Below are 18,572 nucleotides of genomic sequence, written 5' to 3' on the forward strand. Positions count from 1 at the left end.
ACCTATTGACTCCATGATAATCTTTCCCCGCCCATTATGCGGGCGCGTTCCATCTTGTTACGTATCCGCAAAATGACATCACCTGAAAGAGGGGAATCTGCGCAAAAAGGTCATGGTAGGCTGTGGGGAGCGAAGCCAGAAAGCGCGGCGGCTTCGGAAGAGGTGCGTCGCGCTGACCGAACGAGAGGGGCCCTATGAGCGAGCGCGATATCTACCATGAGCCGCCGACCCGCGTGCTGCTGCGCACGGCCGACGCCTATCAGACCGAGTCGATGGACGAGGTGACGGGCTATTCCGACAAGCTGCTGTCCATCGTGGCCGACTACCGCAACGGGGGGCGTCCTGATGGGGCCAACGCCCAGGCCATGGTGGGCAAGTCGAAGCGCGGGGAGGTGGCGTTTCGCTTGTTCGCGCGCATCAATCCAGAGACGCGCGTGATCGAGGCTGCGGGTTTCAAGACGCGGGGATGCTTGGCCATGACCGGTTGTGCGAGCGCGACCTGCGCGATGATCGAGGGGCGCACCCTTGAAGAGGCCCTAGCGCTGACGACCGACGAGGTGCGGGCCGCTGTGGGTGGTGTGCCCGCGGGCAAGGCGAACACGCTCACCTTCTCGGTGGAGGCTGTGCGCGCCCTCGTGGGCGACTTCCTCGTGCGGGAAGGCGCCGATCTGGCGGCCCTCGACGAGGTGGTGCCGTGCTCTCCCTACGGCGTGGAATGCCTTATGTGCGAGCACTGCTCGCTGCGGGACACGCGCAACGACCTGCTGATGAAGTCGCTGGAGGAATAGCCGTGCGCGAGGAAGACGAGATTCGGGCGGCGGTGATCGCGCTTGCCGAGGCTCAGGCGGCCGGCGAGGACATATCCGACGAGCTGCCTCACGGAGAAGTGGCGGCGGAAGCTGCCGAGGCGTCGCCCTTCGGCGATGATACGAGCGAGGAAGAGCAACGCGATGCAGCCATCGCGCTCGTGCTGGACGCGGTGCGCGCCGCAACGCGCGAGGGCCGGCTGGCCCAGCCGAGCGAATGGGAGCCGGCCGGTCTCGTGCCTACGTCCATGACGGCCGAGGACGTGGAAATGGCCGTTTACGACGCGCTCATGGAGCACGGCGACCCGATGCCCGAAGGGGCCTCAGCGACAGGGGAGGGCTCGGCCCAGGCAGCCCGCCCCGTGAACCGGCACGTGCATTCGGCCTTCTCCTCCTCCAACGGCCGCTGTGTGGGCACCTCCCCCTTCAAGCACAAGGCTGCCTCCGCGAAGGAGGAGCAGATGACTGAAATGGAACCGCTGGCTGATTCTTCAGCAGTGGAAGAGCCCAGAGGAGATGTCGGACGTTCCGACCGAGCGAGTTCCGCAGCGACTGGAACAGCCCAGTGGGCTGTTCCACCAAGCGAGGACTGTCCGAGCGAATCGGAATGCCCGGCAGCTCCGACCGAGATGAGCCGCGAGGGCGAATCGGAATGCCCGGGAGCTCCGACCGGGGCGACCGAGGCGGACGAAGCCGCCCCCCTTCCCTACGACTGCACCAACATCCGCCTGCTCATGGGTAAGGCGAGCTACTACCTCTACGATGCCTCCGCCATGACCGACGCCTACGGGCGCTGGGCCTTCCTCGCCGCCGAGGACGACCCGGTGACCGCCTTCGTCGAGTGCGTGCGCGAGGAGTCGTCGGTGTACCCGCGTCCCATGGCTCGCACGAACCTGGCCAACGACCCCTTCCGTATGGATGCCGAGGCCGTGGAAGCCGCCTTCGCCGAAGCGCGCGCCCAGGGCCGCGCCGACGACATTGAGCGCACCGAGGCCTCGAACGGCGATGTGTACTTCTACTCCACAGCCTATCTGAGCCCGGCTCGCGCCAAGGCGCTGGCCGAGTGGGATGCTGTGGAGCGCAAGCGCAACGTGTAGGGGAGCGCCTCCGCTTCCGCCCGCGCTTTCCGCTCGCGCCCCTGCTCGCGCTCGTCGAGAAGGGTCCCGTACCGAAGTGGTGCGGGACCCTTCGTTATGGGAGGGCGGCTTCCGGCTGCACGCAAGAAGGCCCCCGCACCGGTGATGCGGTGCGGGGGCCTCGTCACGAGGGGGCTCTTCGGGGCTCTACTTGGCGTCGGGGAGCAGGCCCAGGGCGGCCAGGTTCTCCTTCACGTCGCCCATCTCGTAGTAGTCAAGGCACTCGGCGGTGGGGCAGCCCAGTTTCGGATCCCAGCCGAAGCACTCGTACATCATGGTCAGGGCTGTCTGGAAGTCGTCCTTGTCCATCTTGATGGTGCCCTCGGTGAATACGGGGACGTCGGGGTCCTGGGTGAAGGGCCACTCGGTCACCACGTCGTGCACGGCGCGGAAGTCGTTGGTGCCCATCTTGCCCTCGGCGTCGGTCATGCCGCGGGCGGTGTTGGCACGCTGCAGGGTGGTGATCTTCGCGCCCATCTTGTACAGATCCTCGGTGGTCACGTCCTCGCCGGTGACGGCCTTCATGAACTTGGCCTCCAAATCCAGGTCGCCGCGATAGTCGCGAGCGGCCGTGGGGCTCATGGTCATGGGCCATACCCAGTTGCACAGGGTGAGCGAGTCGTGCAGCACGTCGGTGACCACGGACCACCAGGCGAAATTCGCCTTGTACTCGTTCATGGGGGTGTAGTTCTTGTCCGGGTCGATAGCGCTCGCGTCGCCCCATACCTCGGCGGCGATCTGCTGCTTCAGCTCGAAGGGCAATCCGCAGCCCTGGAAGTTCACGGCGGAGTGGATCATGTCGTCGCGGTTGAACACCATGTTGTAGAGCAGACCCACCTGGCCGAAGCACTCATGGGCGTGGTGCACCGGCCAGCCGCGCGGGTTGATGATGCAGGAGGCCACGGTGTCGTTCCATGCCTTGTCGTTCCAGCGGTCGGTCCACACGAGCGGGCCGTAGCCCACATAGGCGAGTTCGGAGTCGTTTTTCGCGATCTTCGTGAGCAACTCGGCCATGATGGAGGGGTCGTTGTTCTGGAACTTGGTCCAGTCGAAGGCAGCATACTCCTCGGCTGGCAGCACACGCTCGAATACGCCGCTGGCGTAGCAGTGGGCGATGTCGCGGTAGATCTGCCCGTAGTTGCACCACAGGCCCAAGTCGTCCATGACCGAGCCGGTCACCTGATCCCACACGAGCGCGTCCTCGCTGGCCGCCGCAACCGGCGTCTTGTCGCCCAGGATGCCGATCATGTAGTTGGTGAAGGGGAAGTTCGGCACACAGGTGTTGCCGGTGATCTCGTAGCCGCCGTTGGCCGCGGAGGCGGGCACGCGCATGTCGGAGTAGCAGTGGATGGGGCAGCTGTGGCAGCCGTCCATCTTGATGGTGTACTTCTCAGCCTCGGGGCCCTCGTCCTTGAACGACTTCATGCAGCGGTAGCCCACGGTGTTGATCTCGCCGGGCTTCGGCTCGCCGGTCTCGATGGGGCCGCCCTCGGCCAGCGCCCAGGTGAGGCCCTTCTGGGCCGTCCAGCGGCTGCCCTTGTCGAAGTACTCGGCCCATTCCTGCTGGGTGGAGGGCACCACGTGGTTGTTGTTCGAGCCCACGATCTCGCGCAGCATGTAGTCGGACAGATCGGCCACAGCCTGCGGATCGGCTACGTAGATGGGCTGGGTGCCGCGCACCACGAGCGCCTTCAGCTTCTTGGAGCCGAGCACCGAGGCGGTGCCGGCGCCGGCGGAATGGTTGCGAGAGTTGATGATGCAGGCATAAGGCAGCAGGTTCTCGCCGGCAGGCCCGATGGTGGCCACGCAGAAGTCAGTGCCCTCGCGGCGCGAGAGCGCCTCGGTGGTGGCGCGGGTGCCCATGCCCCATACCTTGTCGGCGGGCTTGATCTCCACATCGTCGTCGTCGATCTTCAGGTACACCGGCTCATCGGAGGCGCCCTCGATGATGATGGCATCCCAGCCGGCCTTCTTGATGGCGGCGCCGATCATGCCGCCGGTGTGGGCGTCCACCACCTGATGGTCTTTGGTGTAGGTGGAAAGGGAGGCGATGGTGGTGCGGCCGGCCAAAGGCACGCCGGTGGCCGTCAACGGGCCGACGGCGAAGACCACCTTGTTCTCCGGAGAGAGCGGGTCGGTGCCGGGGGCCACCTCGTCGTACATGATCTTGTTGGCGATGCCCATGCCGCCCAGATATTCTTTATAAGGGTCGGTCGGGGTCACCGAGACGGTTTTGTCGGTCAGGTTGACGCGGAGGATCTTGCCGGTCCAGCCGTAGGACTTGCCGGGATCCAGTTTTGAATCAGCCATGATGAAGCTCCAAATCTCTTCGTGTACTCGTGTTGCGTGGTATCAGTCGGCGATCTGGAGTAATCGTCGCTGGCCAGTATATATATGAGCGGGCAGGTCCCCTTCCCCTCAATGAGGGGATAGTTTTCAACGGAACCGTGACGGCGCGGCGAGCGGGCGCTCAAACGGAAACCTAACATTCGGTAATCCCCCTCAAAGAGGGTACACAGATCCTTCATTCATGACTATGATGCCTTTCGTTGCGTGGCGTCGCGATCTTGAGTTCTCTCTGAGACAAGCATCAGTTACAAGGGGGAGTTCAAATGTCAGACACCCAGAAAAACGAAACCGTGGCCACCGAGCAGCCTCCCGCTGCGGCCACCTCTGCTGCCGAGAGTGCCGGCGCCATGCCGGCCGATAAGAAGCAGCCCTTCTTCACCCGACGCACCGTGCTGGCCATGACCGGCTGCGGCGTTGCCGGCCTCGTGGTCGGCGGCGTGCTCGCATCGTGGGGCGTGACGACCCAGTCCATCGCCTCGGGCCGCATCGAGCTGCGCACCACTCCTGCGAAAATGATCGTCACCGACCGCGCTCGCTGCTCCGGCTGCCAGCGCTGCGAGATGATGTGCACCCTGAAGAACGACGGCGCCGCCCAGCAGTCCATCGCCCGCGTTCGCGTATGGGACAACTACAACTTCGGCTCCGGCGTCGATACCAACGACGGTATCTACGGCAACTGCCAGTTCACCGTGCAGTCCTGCAAGCAGTGCGCCGATCCCCAGTGCGCGAAGTACTGCCCGGTGCATGCCATCTCCGCCGACGAGGAGACCGGCGCGCGCGTGGTAGACGAGGAGGTGTGCATCGGCTGCGGCATGTGCTCGGCCGCTTGCCCGTGGGGCATGCCCCAGGTGAACGCCCAGACCGGCACCTCCACCAAGTGCGTATCCTGCGGCCGCTGCGCCGAGCAGTGCCCCAACGGTGCCATCAAGTTCATCGATTGGGAGGATATCGCGCAGAAGGCCATCGACGAGGGCGTGGTTTCCACGGCCACCATGGTGGAAGCGTAAGAGCGCATGCGCTCCGCTTTCGTTTTGTCGCCTTCGATTGAGAGGATAGAGCAATGACTCAGCCAATAACCAGGCGGACCTTCGTGGCCGCCAGTGCTGCGGGAGCCGCCTTAGCGGCATCCGGCGCGGCGCTCGCGGGTTGCGCGTCCAGCTCTGCGGTTGATACGGCCTACGCGGCCGAAGCGGTCAACACGCAGTGCGCCGCCTGTCCCAAACAGTGCAGCTATGCTGCCTACACCGTCGATGGCTCCATCGACAAGGTCGTGGGTAACACGACCGACCCGGCTTCGGCCGGCACCCTGTGCGCCCGCGGCTATGGCATGGCCACCGCCGCCACGTCGGCCGATCGTCTGGAAAGCCCGATGCGCCGCACCGACAGCGGCAGCTACGAGGCCATTCCGTGGGACGAGGCCCTCGCCGAGATCGGCAAGGCCCTGACCGATATCAAGGCCGACAAGGGAGCCGCGGCTCTGGCCGCCATCATCCCGGGCACGTCCACGGCCGATTGGTACACCGAGCGCTTCATGAACGCGCTCGGCAGCCCGAATGTGTACCTGAACGCCACGACGGCTTCGTCGTCGGTGGCTTCGGGTCTCGCCCTGGCCACGGGCTTCACCTCCTACGAGGTGGATTACGCCCAGGCGAAGATAGTGGTCATTCTGGGCGCGAGCACCGTCGAGATGCCCGATCCGGGCACGATCGCATCCCTCGAGGCGGCGAAGGCCGCCGGGGCGAAGATTGTGATGGTGGATTCGCGCATGCCCGCCTCGGCCTCGGTGGCCACTGAGTACCTCGGCGTGAAGGCAGGTACCGAGCTGGCGCTGGTGCTGGCCGTGGCCCGCGGCCTTCTTTCCAAGGACGACCTGGCCAACGCCGCCGCAGCCAAGATGGAGGGGCTGGCGGAATGGGAGCGCGCCCTGGCATCGTATACGCCGCAATGGGCCGCTTCGGTGACCGGCCTTGCCGAGGACCGCATCCAGAGCCTCGTCGGCGAGCTGGCCGCCGCCGCGCCCGCCGCGTGCATCGATCTGACGTGGATGGCCCTGTTCGGGGGCAGTTACGGCAACAGCGGCGAGCTCGCCCGCGCCGTGGCGCTGACGAACACGGTGCTCGGGTGCTGGAACGTTCCCGGTGGCGCCTACGTGGCTGCGCCGACCATCGACTGGTCTGCCACGGCCATGGCCCCCATCGCCGTGGAGGAGGCCGATGCGACGGCGGCCGAGTATCCTCTGGCCGCTGCCGGCTCTGCCGCCCAGGCGCTGCGCCTGGCCCACGACGGAGCCATCGCGGGGCTCATTCTGGTGGATGCCAACGTGGTGGCCGAGTACCCCGATCCCGATTACGTGCGCGAGGCCGTGGAGACCTGCACACTGTCGGTGGCCGTGACGCCCGAGATGACCGAGACGGCCCGCTGCTGCACCTACGTGCTGCCGGAGCAGGTGTGGGCCGAAAGCGCCCAGCTTCCCGTTGTGACCGGTGCTGTGCATCCGGCGTTGAAGGTGTCGTTGCAGGTGATCGATCCGGCCGTGAGCGAGGCTCGTTCCGTGTCCCAGATCGTGGAGGGCCTGGCCCAGGCCACTGATACGGCAGGTGCCTTCTCCTTTACCGTGGAGGACGCCGCCCGCGCGGCCTGCGAGTCCTGCGGTTGCGCCTACGAGGCCGCCGCGGCGCTCGGCGCCACCTCGCTGGCTCCGGTGGCGGCCGAGGCTGTGGTATGGCCCACCGCATCGGGCAAGGTGGAATGCGCCTGCGCTGCGTGCGAGACGGCTGGCTACACGGCTACTCCCACCTGGGTGGAGCCCTCCGTTTCTCCAGATGCCCTGGGCTATGGCTACTACCGCCTGACCACGGGCAACCAGGCTGTACAGGCTACGACCAAGACCGCGAATGCGGCGCCCGTGGCTGCCATAGCCGAGCAGTACGGCCTCGACGGTTTGTGGATGAATGCCGCTGCGGCAGAGGCTGCCGGCATTGCCGGGGGCGACAAGGTGGTTATCGAGAACGAGTATGCTTCCGCGCCGGTGCGGGTGCACGTGACCGAGCTCATCGAGCCGGCGGCCATGTACCTGGCAAGTCACTACGGCGTGGAAGATGACGAGCAAAGGCAAGCCGACGGGCTGGGCGTGCGCCAGGCGCGCTTCGCCACCTTCGGGCTTGAGCCGGGCTATGGCGCACCGCTTCTGCAGGAGACCATGGTGACGGTCGGAAAGGCTGGTGCATGATGACACGCTACGGAATGCTCATCGACACGACTAAGTGCGTCGGCTGCTACGCCTGCCGCACGGCGTGCCAGAGACAGAACAACCTGGAGCCCGACGAGGACTTCATCCGCTACGAGCGGGCCGAGACGGGAACCTATCCGAACGTGCGGGTGGAAACGGTGCCCCTGCAGTGCATGCACTGCGAGGACGCGCCCTGTGCGAGCGTGTGCCCGACGGGTGCGGCCCATGTGGGCGCCGACGGCATCGTGAGCGTGGATCAGGGCCGCTGCATCGGTTGTTTGTACTGCATGAGCGCCTGCCCCTACCAGGTGCGCGTGCGCAACTCCAAGACCGGTGCCGTGGACAAGTGCCGCTTCTGCGCCGTGCAGACGGAGAAGGGGGGCGCCACCTGCACCTGCGTGGATGCCTGCCCGACCCACGCCCGCATCTTCGGCGACTTGGACGATCCCGATTCCGAGCTGGCCCGCGCCATCGTCGAGAAGGGTGCCAAGCCCATCGCCGGTGACCTGACCCGCGCCAAAGTCTATTACGTGAGGTGATTGAGATGACCTACGAACCTATTTGGGGAGCCATCATCGCGTGGTATCTCTTCCTCGCCGGCTTGGGCGGCGGCGCTTTCGTGACGGCGGTGTTCATTCGCTTCCGCCACCCGGACTGCACCCGCCTCATGCGCATCGGGCGCATCATCGCCCCGGCGGTGGTTATCGTCGGACTGTGCCTGCTCATGTTCGACGCAGCCGCTGGCTTCGCGCATCCCCTGCGCTTCGCCCTGCTGCTGACCAACTTCGGGTCGGTCATGACCTGGGGCGTGGTATTTCTTGCCGTGTTCGTGGTGGTGGCCCTCGTGGTGCTCGTGCTCGACCTCTTGAAGAAGGCGGTGCCCGAGTGGCTCGATATCCTGGGCATGGTCATGGGTCTCGCCGTAGCCGTCTACACCGGCTGCCTGCTCGGCGTGTGCCAGGGCTTCCCGCTGTGGAACACCGCGCTTTTGCCCATCTTGTTCCTCGTGTCAGCGGTTTCCACCGGTATGGCGGCTGTGCTGCTGGTCGGGGTGTTCGCGGCTCCGATGGAGTTCAACGAGGTGGTGGTGCTGAAGAAGTTCCACTTCTGGCTGCCGGTGGTGGAGCTGGTGCTCGTGGCCGCGCTTCTGTTCGTGACCTCGGCCAACCCGAGCCCGGCCGGCTGGGAGAGCGTGGCGGCGCTCGTCATGGGCAACTGGGCTGCCTGCTTCTGGCTGCTGTTCGTGGTGATGGGCCTCGTGCTGCCCACGGTGCTGGAGTGCTGGATGCTGTGGATTGCCTCCCACGAGCTGGAAACGTCGCGCACGGGTCAGATGGTGAGCGCTCTGTCGGATGCGGGCGTGCTCATCGGCGGCTTCGTGCTGCGCCTCATGATTGTGAGCGCGGCGCTGCCTGTCACCATCGTTCAGCCCTGGATGCTGTAGATGCCCTCGGCCGGCGAGAGATTGCCGGCCGCCCGGCTCCGGATGCGGGGCAGAGGCGCCGTGCTCAAACAGTCCTCGCTCGGCGGAACAGCCCACCGGGCTGTTCCGTTCGCTGCGGAACTCCGCGCGGACCCCTGCCTCGCATCCGGAGCCTTCCGCCGGTCGGAGCCGCGCGGTATTCTGATTCGCTCAGACAGTCCTCGCTTTGGAGAGCAGCCCACTGGGCTGTTCTCGTCGCTGCGGAACTCGCTCGGTCAGAACACCCCGCGTCTCCTCTACGCATTGCCTTGATCGAGGTACTTTTCGATCCATTCTTCGAAGCAGAGGCCGCTTTCCGCTATGGCGAAGGCGGCCTCTTTGCCGACATAGCGGTAGTGCCAGGGCTCGTAGCCGATGCCGGTTATGGCGCTCTTGTCGGTGGGGTAGCGCAGGATGAAGCCGTATTTCGCGCAGTGCTTCATGAGCCATTTCTGGGTGGCCGTCTCCTCCTGCCTTTCGTCAAGCTGCTGGTAGTCGCCGTCGACGAGATCCACCGCGAGACCGGCCTCGTGCTCGCTTGCGTAGGGTGGAGCTACCCAGAAGGCAGCGTCGTCTTTGGCTTCCTGTCCGCGTTTGCCCTCGTCTTTGCTCTGGCTCACGCGGGCGCGGTACAGTTCGCGTTGGCGGTCGTGGCTGCGGAAGGCCGAGCAGACGACAGGATCGTGTCCTGCCTTGCGGGCGGCTTTCAAAAGTGCGGCCAGATCGTCGCGGATACGCACGTCCACGGCATAGCCGTCGATGATCTCCTCAAGATCGGGAAGGGGGAAGTCCTCATCGAGGGGATGGTCCTTGTTCACGAGGCGCAGGTTCCACGGAAGATCCTCCAAGCTCATGGAAGCCTTTGCCGCGGAATCGGCGACTTCCTCGGGAGAAGCGGCTGCGCCTTCGGGGGAGCGCTCCGATGCCGCCGCCTTCGGGTTTTCCGAGACGCCGGCCTCTGTTGAATCGCATGATTCCGACGAGCCTGCGCGCGCGAGGGAGGCCGGCCCGCTCATCGCTTCCGATGCGAGCACGCCCTCACCGAGGATAAGGATGCCGGCCCCCACGCCCGCAAGGGCGATGAGCTCGCGTCGTGTGAGAGAGGAAGGGCGTGGCATGGACTTTTCGCTCCTTCCTTGCTGCGTGGGTGATGATGGCCTCATCGTAGCACGCTGACCGTCATCGGCCGGGGTGTCATCGCGCGAAACCGCAGACCTTAAGCTTTTGTAAGTGCGCGGCGCAAGCTAGGCGCCTCGCTCGCGAAGAAGCTCGAGCCCCTCCTTGCCCGTCACCGATTCCAGATCGATGGCGATCACCTCGGTGCGATGGGCGGTGGTGGCTATCTCGTCGGAGACGACGGCATCAAGTCCCGGGGCGTACTTCGTCCCCAAGGCCCAGAGACCTTCCGCTTTCTCGTCGCCTTCCGCGCGGCGTGCGGTGCCAAAGGCAATGACACTGCAGAAGCGGTCGGTGAGCTTTTCCGGCACCGGCTCGCTTTGGGCGATGACGGTGAAGCAGACATGCGGATCGGCATCGAGCGCATCCAGCTTATGGCCTGTGGTGGCGCAGTGCAGAAAAATGCGTCCCCGTACGGCATCGGGTGCTGCGTCGTCTTCCGAGGAGGGAACGTAGGCGAAGCTCACTGGTACGGCGTAGGGGTAGCCGTCGGTGCCGGCGGTGCCGAGAACGCCGGCGGTGGCGCCGCGCAGGATGGCGGCGCATTCATCGGCGGGTAGTTGCTGCTTGCTGCGGCGCATGGGGACAAACATGGACTCGCTCCTCTCGTTCGACTTGTGGGTATAGTAGCACGTCGGCGTACCCACGGTATAATGCGAACGCGATAACCGATGGGAAGGAGGCGACGTGGCGAAACGGCGCGAGACGGCGCAGTCCGAAGTGGCCGACGAGACGATCGGCGAACGGGGCGATGCTCCGACAACTTCCATTCGCGTTTCGTCCGAGCCGGGACGCTACGATTTCGGCGTGGTGAGCACGGCCACGCGCAAGTCGATGCAAGGCAACAAGCGCCGCGATACCAAGCCCGAGATAAAAGTGCGTCGGATGCTGCGCGAGATGGGTTTCCCGGGGTATCGTTGCGACTGGAAGAAGGTACCGGGACATCCCGATATCGTGTTCGCCGGCCGCAAGCTGGCCATCGAGATTCGCGGGTGTTTCTGGCATCGGTGCCCCGTGTGCAATCTGTCGGTTCCCAAGAAGAACGTGGAGTACTGGGAGGCGAAGTTCGCCCGCAACCGTGAGCGCGATGCACGCAATCTGGCCACTTTAGAGGAGATGGGTTGGAAGGTGCTCGTGCTCTGGGAGCACCAGCTGAAGAAGAAGGAGCTTCCGGCCACCCGAAAGCTCCTCTACGATTTCGTGCGCCGCGAAGACGATCCGCCCTACGAGGAGGCCTTCCCCGAGGAAGCGGAAGGCGCGGCGGCTGCTCGTTAGGCGATAACCTCGCCGGTGATGGAGAACGTGACCACCGAGAAGGGGATGTCCTTGCCCGAGCGGGCGTGGGCCTCGGCTGCTGCACGCTCGAGGCCGCCGCAGCAGGGCACTTCCATGCGGGCCACGGTGACCTCGGTGATGTCGTTGGCGGCGATGATGGCGGCCAGCTTGTCGGCGTAGCTGCCCTCGTCGAGCTTGGGGCACCCGATGATGGTGACATTGCCGTTCATGAAGCGCTCGTGGAAGCTGGCGCAGGCGAACGCCGTGCAGTCGGCGGCGATGAGCAGGCCGCGTCCCTGGTAGTAGGGGGCGCTCACGGGCACGAGCTTGATCTGTGCCGGCCACTGGGCGAGCCGGCTCGGCAGGGCATCGGCGGCCGGGGCGGTTGCGGTCGCATCGGGCGCAACCAGGGTACGGGCGGCGCTGCCAGGACAGCCGCTGGGGGTCAGGGTACGGGCGGCGCTGCCGGGGCATCCCGCGCGCGGCGTGCGGACGACGGCGGCGTCGAGGATGTCCTCGGCCGAAGCCTCGGCGGATGCGCGGGCCGCGAGGTGGGCCTCCACGGCCGCCTCGTCGTAAGGCGCCGCCTCGCGCTCCACGAACGTGATGGCCTCGGTGGGGCAGGCCGGCAGGCAGTCGCCGAGGCCATCGCAGTAGTCGTCACGCAAAAGGCGCGCCTTGCCGTCGACCATGCCGATGGCGCCCTCGTGGCACGCATCAACGCATAGGCGGCAGCCGATGCACTTCTCCTCGTCGATCTGGATAATCTTTCGCAGCATGGTTCACCTTTCGCTTTACGGGTTCGTCGGGGAAGCATCATAGCGACCCGAGGATAAAGCGCAAGGCCCTCCACACAGATGGCGCGAACTTGTGAAGTGCCGCGTCGTGCCGGGGCTACTCGGCCAGCAGCTCCTCCACGGCTTCCACCTTGCGCGTGAGGGTGCCGGTATGCCCAGGGCGAATATCGGCCTTCAGGATGACCTCAGTGCGGATGCCCTGGTTGGCGAGGACCATGGTGGCGTCGCGCACGACGGCCATCACCTCGTCCCAGGGCCCCTCGATCTCGGTGAACATGGAGGTGGTGCGGTGCGGCAGCCCCGAATCGCGGATGATGCGGACGGCTTCGGCCACGTAGGGGGCCAGCTCATCGCCCACCCCGAAGGGCGCGATGGCAACGGCGACAAGGGTGTTCATGAAAGTCCTTTCGGATGGGAGCATCTCGTTCGGGCCTTAGGCTTCCTCGAAAGCGAGGGGCGCATCGGCGACTTCTTCGGGCGTAAGCGCGGCCAGCGCGTCGAGGAAGGCCACCTGGAAGCTGCCGGGGCCGCTGCAGCGCTCGGCCGCCTGGGCGCCGGCGCGGTTGTAGGCGACCGTGGCGGCCAGTGCCGCAGTGAGGGGGTCGGCCACGCAGGCGTAGACGGCCGCCACGCCGCCGAGGGAGCAGCCCGAGCCGGTGACGGAGCACATAAGCGGGCTTCCGCCCTCGGCCCGCACGACGACGGCGCCGTCGGTTACGAGGTCGGTGGGACCCGATACGGCCACGGCGCCGCCAGAGAAGCGGGCGATGGCCACGGCGGCGGCGCGGGCGGCCTCCACCGAGTCGGTGGCATCCACGCCGCGCGGGCCGCGTCCGTTGTCGGCGGCCGCATCGAGGCCCCACAGCTCGGCCACGGCGATGATCTCCGAGGCGTTGCCGCGCACGATGGCCGCAGGCCACGCCTTCACGGCGCGGATCAGCTCGGTGCGCAGGCTGCCGATGCCGACGCCCACCGGGTCGAGCACCCAGGGCTTGGCCGCCTCGGCGCAGGCGCGGGCCGTGCGCGGGACGGTTTCCTCGTACACGGGCAGAAGCGTGCCCAGGTTGATGTAGACGGCGCCTCCGAGGGCCGCCACGCATTCGCCCTCGTCGGGCAGGTACACCATGGCCGCCGAGCCTCCGACGGCCAGCTGGGCGTTGGCGACGAAGTTCTGGGTGACAGTGTTGGTGATAGAGGGCGCGAGCGGGTTGGTCGCGCGCACCTCGCGCACGGCGGCGGCCACAAGGCCGCGCTGCTCGGCTTCGGTGATCCGGGTCATGGGACCGATCCTTTCCGGAAGCAAAAAAAGCGCCCGCATGCGGAGCGCCTTATGCTGGTGGGCATGCTCCCTACGACAGTGTTAGCTGACAGGTTCGAAGGGTTGGGCGGCACCGCCCTCTCAACGGAAGGCCCGCGGCGTGCCGTGGACATCTTCCGTACCCCTGCATGGGTGCCAGCATAGCCTATAGCCCCCGTGCTATGATGGCGCCATGGACGAACGGATGGAAAATGCGCCCGCAAAGGCGCAGGGTAGGGCGCCTCTTCCCGGGGGAGCTTTCGACGATGCCGCCGCGGGCGCGGGCCCCACGGTGATGATGGCGATGAGCGGCGGGGTGGACTCGTCGGTGGCCGCCCTGCTTCTCAGTGAGGCCGGCTATGGGGTGACGGGCGCAACCATGAAGCTCTTCGGCGCCGATGTGGTAGCGCCCGACTGCGACTCGTCGTGCTGCTCGGCCGATGATGTGGAAGATGCCCGGGCCGTGTGCCGGCGCCTCGGCGTGCCCCACTACACGTTCAATTTCGGCGAGCTGTTCGGCGAGGCGGTCATCGACCGGTTCTGCGGCGCCTACCTTGGGGGCACTACGCCCAATCCCTGCATCGATTGCAACCGCTTCCTGAAGTTCGATGCTCTCCAGCGCCGCCGCCGCGAGCTGGGGCTTGGCTTTGTGGCCACGGGCCACTACGCTCGCCGCGCTTGGGATGCGCGAACCGGCCGCTGGCGGCTTCTGCGGGCGCGGGATGCGGCGAAGGATCAGAGCTACGTGCTGTACCACCTTACCCAGGACGCGCTCGCCCATATGCTCTTTCCCCTGGGCGAGCTGACCAAGCCCGAGGTGCGCGAGCTCGCCCGCGCCCACGGTTTCGCAACGGCCGAGAAGCCCGAGAGCCAGGACATCTGCTTCGTGCCCGACGGCGACTACGCCGCCTTCATAGGGCGGCGGTGCGGGTGCGGCGCAGCTTTCGAGCCGGGGGAGATCGTGAACCGCGCGGGGACAGTGCTCGGCGAGCACAAGGGGCTCATCCATTACACCGTAGGCCAGCGCAAGGGCATCGGCGTGGCTGCCCCCGAGCCGCTCTACGTGTTCGCGAAAGACGCGGCGGCTAATCGGCTCGTCGTGGGCACAGCCGCCGAGGTGCAGGTGCGCGAGGTGACGGCCCGCGATGTGAACCTCATCGCCGTCGAGCGCATCGAGGCGCCGCGCGCGGTGACTGCGAAGACCCACTACCGCCAGCGCTCCGTGGCGGCGACGGTGGAGCAGACGGGCGACGATGAGCTGCGCGTGGTGTTCGACGAGCCCCAGCGGGCCGCTGCGCCCGGCCAGGCCGCGGTGCTCTACGACGGCGACGTGGTGGTGGGCGGCGGCACCATCTGCTAGCCGATGACGGTGGCGATGAGGCGCTCGAGCCGGTGGATGTCGAGGGGCTTGGCCAAATGGGCGTCCATGCCGCTTTCCAGGGAGCGTTTCCGATCCTCCGAAAACGCGTTCGCGCTCACGGCGATGATGGGCACGGTGGAGCGCAGCGGGTCGGGCAGCGCGCGAATGGCTCGGGCGGCCGCATAGCCGTCCATCACGGGCATCTGGATATCCATGAGCACGAGATCGAACGCGTCCGGCGCAGCTCCGCCCAGCCGCTCGACGGCCACCTGCCCGTTTTCCGCTACTTCCACCGTGTAGCCGGCGTCCTCCAGAAGGCAGCAGGCAATCTCGCTGTTCAGCTCGTTGTCCTCTACGAGCAGGATGCGCCGCACCTCGCCGGTGCGCTCGCGGCGGCCGAAGGCCTCTCCCGCATCATCGGCGTGGGTCACGCGCAGCGTGAGCGTGACGGTGAACACCGAGCCTGCGTCCGGCGTGCTTTCCACGGAGAGATCGCCCTGCATGAGATCGAGGATGCTCCGCACGATGGTCAGGCCGAGACCGGTACCCTGCACGCCCGAGGCCGTCGTGTTGTTCTCGCGTTCGAAAGGCAGGCACATGCGGTCGGTGAAGGCCGCGTCCATGCCGATGCCCTCGTCGGCCACGGTGAGGCGGAAAGTGGAGAACCCGCCGGCACTGCCCGGCTCTTCGCTGGCGACGATGCGCACGGTGGTACGGGGCGGCGAGTACTTCACGGCGTTGTCGACCAGTTGGGAAAGCAGGTGCGTGAGGCGCACGACGTCGGCCTCAACGCGATCGTGCACGATGCCGGACACGTCGGCTTCCAGGGCGATGCCGCGGCGCTCCGCGGTCTCGGCGAAATCGCGCCGCACCTGCTCGACGGCGGAGGAGAGCGAGCACTCGGCCATTACCAGCTGCACATGGCCTGCCTCCATGCGGCTGATCTCCAGGGTTTCGTTCACCACATCGAGCAGCTGGTGCGAAGCGTCTAGCACGCGATCGGTGTAGGCGCGCACGCGCTCGGCTTCGTCCAGGTGCGCGCGGATGAGCTCGGCGTAGCCCACTACGGCGTTCAGCGGCGTGCGGATGTCGTGGCTCATGTTTGAGAGGAAGGCGTTCTTCGCCACATTGGCCGCTTCGGCTTGGGACAGCGCCCCGCGCAGCATGCTGCGATGCTCTGCCTCGCGCACGTGGGCCTCGGCGAGCTCGGCGCTTACGGAGGCGAGCTCTTTGCGATGCCGCTCGTGCTTCTCGGTGCCGTCGTTGATGAACACGTAGAAAAGGGGGCCGGCCTTGGTTTCCACATAGTGGCCGTAATCCTCGATCCAGCGCACGGCTCCGTCGGAGCGCACGATGCGGTACTCTACGTAGTCCATGTCGAACTGGTCGGCCGCGATCTGGCGGGCGATGGAGTCCTCAACCCGGACAATGTCGTCGGGGTGGACCATGCCGGGGAAGGTGAAGCCGGTGAGCCTTTTGAAGGCGGATAGGTCATCGCAGCCGAAGATACGGCAGCAGGCCTCGTTAGCGTAGATAAGGCCTTCGTCGGTATCGGCCCGGTAGACGAAAAAGCCGCCGGGCATGTGGGAGAGCACGCCCTCGATGCCCAGCGCGGCGAGGGCGGAGGCGCTATCGTCCGGCTCTGGGGCCATGGAAAGTTCCTTTACGACGAAACGGGTGTTGGCCCTATTCTACTACGGCCCCTGTTGTACGGTGGTTAAATTCCGCTATCTGCGAAATGTTCGTCCGCCGGCTCTCGAGCGACCGATGTGGAGAAAAGGGCAGGGGCCGCCCGGGAGGAGGGCGGCCCCTGGAAGGGGAGGGTGCGGGATCGTTTTACTTGCTGGCCACCGCGCGGCCGACGACGTAGCCCTGGGTGTGGCAGCGGCCCAGGGACAGGCCGGGCACCGTCATGGGGTAGTCGGGGCTTCCGAAGAAGTTGCCGGCGCAGTTGCCGATGGCGTAGAGGCCCTCAATGGGCTCGCCCTCGTCGTTGAGGGCCTGCATATCGGCGTTCACATTCACGCCGTGGATGATGGTGGACAGGCCGATGTGGCGATGGATGCCATAGAACGGCGGCTGCTTGATGGCCTTCAGGAACTGGGCGGGCTTGCCCATGTCCTCGTCGACGCCGCCTTCGGCCAGCTCGTTGTAGCGCTCGACGGTCGCGACGAAGGTCGGCACGTCGGTCAGTCCCAGCTTCTCGCCGAGCTCTTCCAGGGTATCGGCGGAGAAGGTGTTGATGAGGCTCTCGTAGACGCCGGTCTTCTCGCCCTCGACCTCGGGCATGTAGCTGGCCATGGCCTCCGGCGGCAGGGCCACGCCCGGCCAGCCCTCGGTGTCGGCCATATAGTTGCTGTCGAAGATCTGGGAGTACCAGCCCTGGTCGGCCTCGCTGCGCAGGAAGTTGCCCATGACGGCCATCTCGCAGGCTGCCTCGTTGCAGAAGCGCGTGCCGTCGTTCTTCACGGCGAGGAAGGGCATGTCAGCCATGGAGCCCGGGCCTGCATCGAAGTCGTGCTGCACCTTGGAGCCGCAGGCATCCTCCATCTTCGCCCCGGCCCAGACCATCATCTTCTGGCCGTCGCCGGTCTTGTTCTGCTCCTTGCGGTAGATATTGGCCATGGCCGGCTCGTAGTAGGCCATCATCTCGTCGTCGTTCTCGTAGTCGCCCGTAGCCACGATGACGCCCTTGGCGGCGTTGAACTGGATGTAGCCGTCAGCACCCTCGGCGATGACGCCGGTGACGGCGCCGGATTCATTCTGCACGAGCTGGGCGGCCGGGGTGGAGTAGAAGATCTCGACGCCCTGCTGCTCGGCCCAATCGGCGATGTCGCGCATGCCGTCGCCGGTGTTGTAGGGCTTCGGCCCGAAGTCGAAGGCGAAGTAGGACACGTCGTAGCCGTTGATGTTCTTGATGGCGCCGGTCCACTTCGCGGTGGAGTCCACCATCTGCGCGCCGGCCTTCTCACCGATGCCCCACAGCCACTTCAGGGCCTCGCCGGAGTTGTAGGCCCACAGGCGCACCTGCTCGCGATCGGACAGGTGGCAGCAGTCGGCGTTGACGAGGGAGACCACGGCCTCCACGCCGCCGGGAGCCGTTTCCTCGACGATGATGGAATCGCACGTGTTGCCCTGGGAGACCGCCGTGGCCTCCTTCTGCAGCAGGGCCACCTTGGCCCCCGCCTCGAAGGCGGAGATGGCGGCGGGTACGCCGGCGGCGCCGGCTCCGATGACGACGACGTCGTAGTCCTTCGTCTCGGCGATGTCGGTAATGGGCTCGGGCTTCACGAAGAACGCCGGGGTTCCGTCGGCGACGGCAGCGCTCTCGGAGCCGGTGCCAGTGGCCGCGGTAGGCTGCTGGGGCGAGCAGGCACCCAGCATGCTGGCACCCGCCACGCCGGCGGCCGCCACGCCGCCGAACTTGAACAGGTCGCGACGAGAAATGGTGGTCATAGTTTCCCTCCTAGTGAATAGACCGGTTGCGCCCCATCGCATTGCGGGCGCTGCTCGTACCCTAGCGCCTCGGGGCCGTCCTGCCCATCGTCCGTCGCGGGATTCGGGGGTGTAAAAAACGTAACCCCTTTCTGATCAGGTATATAACCCCCTGGTATAACCCCCTATTTTTCCAATTATGAGCAGAAGTATCCGCAATGAGGGAATAGCGCGGGATTCTATCTTCTAT

Annotated in this window: 16 protein-coding genes and 1 riboswitch; of the genes, 8 read left to right on the plus strand and 8 right to left on the minus strand. The window is 66.1% G+C overall.

The window, feature by feature from the left end; genetic code table 11:
* Positions 1-194 precede the first annotated feature (194 nt).
* The gene (locus C811_RS14965; protein ID WP_016310545.1) at positions 195-788 is read left to right on the plus strand and encodes an iron-sulfur cluster assembly scaffold protein; all 594 of its coding nucleotides are present in this window, start codon (positions 195-197) and stop codon (positions 786-788) included.
* A gap of 2 nt (positions 789-790) precedes the next feature.
* Positions 791-1,903 (plus strand): hypothetical protein, encoded by a 1,113-nt coding sequence (locus C811_RS16095; protein ID WP_016310546.1) that lies wholly within the window; start codon positions 791-793, stop codon positions 1,901-1,903.
* Between the two features lie 186 nt (positions 1,904-2,089).
* Here the strand turns inward: C811_RS16095 and C811_RS14970 are convergent, their stop codons facing one another.
* Positions 2,090-4,252: an aldehyde ferredoxin oxidoreductase gene (locus tag C811_RS14970; protein WP_016310547.1), complete on the minus strand. Its 2,163-nt coding sequence runs from the start codon at positions 4,250-4,252 to the stop codon at positions 2,090-2,092.
* 302 nt (positions 4,253-4,554) lie between these two features.
* Here C811_RS14970 and C811_RS14975 point away from each other — a divergent pair, with 302 nt between their 5' ends.
* The 4 genes from C811_RS14975 to nrfD are packed head-to-tail and all read left to right on the plus strand — an operon-like array spanning position 4,555 to position 8,964.
* Positions 4,555-5,298: a ferredoxin-like protein gene (locus C811_RS14975; protein ID WP_016310548.1), complete on the plus strand. Its 744-nt coding sequence runs from the start codon at positions 4,555-4,557 to the stop codon at positions 5,296-5,298.
* A 53-nt stretch (positions 5,299-5,351) separates the two neighbouring features.
* The gene (locus C811_RS14980) at positions 5,352-7,520 is read left to right on the plus strand and encodes a molybdopterin-containing oxidoreductase family protein (RefSeq protein WP_022926695.1); all 2,169 of its coding nucleotides are present in this window, start codon (positions 5,352-5,354) and stop codon (positions 7,518-7,520) included.
* Positions 7,520-8,059 (plus strand): 4Fe-4S dicluster domain-containing protein, encoded by a 540-nt coding sequence (locus C811_RS14985; protein WP_031325544.1) that lies wholly within the window; start codon positions 7,520-7,522, stop codon positions 8,057-8,059. The genes C811_RS14980 and C811_RS14985 overlap by 1 nt, the downstream gene beginning before the upstream one ends.
* 5 nt (positions 8,060-8,064) lie before the next feature.
* Positions 8,065-8,964, plus strand: a complete 900-nt coding sequence (gene nrfD, locus C811_RS14990; RefSeq protein ID WP_016310551.1) for an NrfD/PsrC family molybdoenzyme membrane anchor subunit — start codon at positions 8,065-8,067, stop codon at positions 8,962-8,964.
* A 275-nt stretch (positions 8,965-9,239) separates the two neighbouring features.
* On the opposite strand, the gene C811_RS0104265 is transcribed toward nrfD, so the two are convergent.
* A complete protein-coding gene (locus tag C811_RS0104265) occupies positions 9,240-10,100 on the minus strand; it encodes a M15 family metallopeptidase (protein ID WP_016310552.1) in 861 nt (286 codons plus the stop codon).
* Between the two features lie 126 nt (positions 10,101-10,226).
* Entirely contained in the window at positions 10,227-10,751 is a 525-nt protein-coding gene (locus tag C811_RS14995) for a pyridoxamine 5'-phosphate oxidase family protein (protein ID WP_016310553.1), read from the minus strand.
* A 94-nt stretch (positions 10,752-10,845) separates the two neighbouring features.
* Here C811_RS14995 and C811_RS15000 point away from each other — a divergent pair, with 94 nt between their 5' ends.
* On the plus strand, positions 10,846-11,433 hold the full coding sequence (locus C811_RS15000) for a very short patch repair endonuclease (protein ID WP_016310554.1): 588 nt from the start codon (positions 10,846-10,848) through the stop codon (positions 11,431-11,433).
* Here the strand turns inward: C811_RS15000 and C811_RS15005 are convergent.
* The 3 genes from C811_RS15005 to thiM all read right to left on the minus strand — a co-directional run bounded on the left by C811_RS15005 (position 11,430) and on the right by thiM (position 13,509).
* Complete coding sequence (locus C811_RS15005) at positions 11,430-12,212, minus strand: ATP-binding protein (RefSeq protein WP_016310555.1); 783 nt, start codon at positions 12,210-12,212, stop codon at positions 11,430-11,432. The two genes, C811_RS15000 and C811_RS15005, sit on opposite strands and share 4 nt — an antisense overlap.
* 115 nt (positions 12,213-12,327) lie before the next feature.
* Entirely contained in the window at positions 12,328-12,627 is a 300-nt protein-coding gene (locus C811_RS15010; protein WP_016310556.1) for an MTH1187 family thiamine-binding protein, read from the minus strand.
* Positions 12,628-12,663: 36 nt separating this feature from the next.
* Complete coding sequence (gene thiM / locus C811_RS15015) at positions 12,664-13,509, minus strand: hydroxyethylthiazole kinase (protein WP_016310557.1); 846 nt, start codon at positions 13,507-13,509, stop codon at positions 12,664-12,666.
* A gap of 50 nt (positions 13,510-13,559) precedes the next feature.
* Positions 13,560-13,684, minus strand: a riboswitch (TPP riboswitch).
* Positions 13,685-13,720: 36 nt separating this feature from the next.
* On the opposite strand from thiM, the gene mnmA reads away from it, so the two are divergent.
* On the plus strand, positions 13,721-14,887 hold the full coding sequence (gene mnmA, locus C811_RS15020) for a tRNA 2-thiouridine(34) synthase MnmA (protein WP_244874331.1): 1,167 nt from the start codon (positions 13,721-13,723) through the stop codon (positions 14,885-14,887).
* Here mnmA and C811_RS0104270 read toward each other — a convergent pair.
* Positions 14,884-16,539, minus strand: coding sequence for a PAS domain-containing hybrid sensor histidine kinase/response regulator (locus C811_RS0104270; RefSeq protein WP_016310559.1), 1,656 nt, complete (start codon positions 16,537-16,539; stop codon positions 14,884-14,886). The genes mnmA and C811_RS0104270 overlap by 4 nt on opposite strands.
* Before the next feature lie 184 nt (positions 16,540-16,723).
* Positions 16,724-18,343 carry an FAD-binding protein gene (locus C811_RS15025; RefSeq protein WP_016310560.1) on the minus strand — a complete coding sequence of 540 codons (1,620 nt, stop codon included), beginning with the start codon at positions 18,341-18,343 and terminating at the stop codon, positions 16,724-16,726.
* Positions 18,344-18,572 lie beyond the last annotated feature (229 nt).

It is taken from the genome of Adlercreutzia caecimuris B7 (assembly GCF_000403355.2).
Lineage (GTDB): Bacteria > Actinomycetota > Coriobacteriia > Coriobacteriales > Eggerthellaceae > Adlercreutzia > Adlercreutzia caecimuris.

Coding starts and splice junctions, on each gene's coding strand:
- C811_RS14965 (WP_016310545.1), top strand. CDS start 195: ATGAGCGAGCGCGATATCTACCATGAGCCGCCGACCCGCGTGCTGCTG.
- C811_RS14970 (WP_016310547.1), bottom strand. CDS start 4,252: ATGGCTGATTCAAAACTGGATCCCGGCAAGTCCTACGGCTGGACCGGC.
- C811_RS14975 (WP_016310548.1), top strand. CDS start 4,555: ATGTCAGACACCCAGAAAAACGAAACCGTGGCCACCGAGCAGCCTCCC.
- C811_RS14980 (WP_022926695.1), top strand. CDS start 5,352: ATGACTCAGCCAATAACCAGGCGGACCTTCGTGGCCGCCAGTGCTGCG.
- C811_RS14985 (WP_031325544.1), top strand. CDS start 7,520: ATGACACGCTACGGAATGCTCATCGACACGACTAAGTGCGTCGGCTGC.
- nrfD (WP_016310551.1), top strand. CDS start 8,065: ATGACCTACGAACCTATTTGGGGAGCCATCATCGCGTGGTATCTCTTC.
- C811_RS0104265 (WP_016310552.1), bottom strand. CDS start 10,100: ATGCCACGCCCTTCCTCTCTCACACGACGCGAGCTCATCGCCCTTGCG.
- C811_RS14995 (WP_016310553.1), bottom strand. CDS start 10,751: ATGTTTGTCCCCATGCGCCGCAGCAAGCAGCAACTACCCGCCGATGAA.
- C811_RS15005 (WP_016310555.1), bottom strand. CDS start 12,212: ATGCTGCGAAAGATTATCCAGATCGACGAGGAGAAGTGCATCGGCTGC.
- C811_RS15010 (WP_016310556.1), bottom strand. CDS start 12,627: ATGAACACCCTTGTCGCCGTTGCCATCGCGCCCTTCGGGGTGGGCGAT.
- thiM (WP_016310557.1), bottom strand. CDS start 13,509: ATGACCCGGATCACCGAAGCCGAGCAGCGCGGCCTTGTGGCCGCCGCC.
- mnmA (WP_244874331.1), top strand. CDS start 13,721: ATGGACGAACGGATGGAAAATGCGCCCGCAAAGGCGCAGGGTAGGGCG.
- C811_RS0104270 (WP_016310559.1), bottom strand. CDS start 16,539: ATGGCCCCAGAGCCGGACGATAGCGCCTCCGCCCTCGCCGCGCTGGGC.
- C811_RS15025 (WP_016310560.1), bottom strand. CDS start 18,343: ATGACCACCATTTCTCGTCGCGACCTGTTCAAGTTCGGCGGCGTGGCG.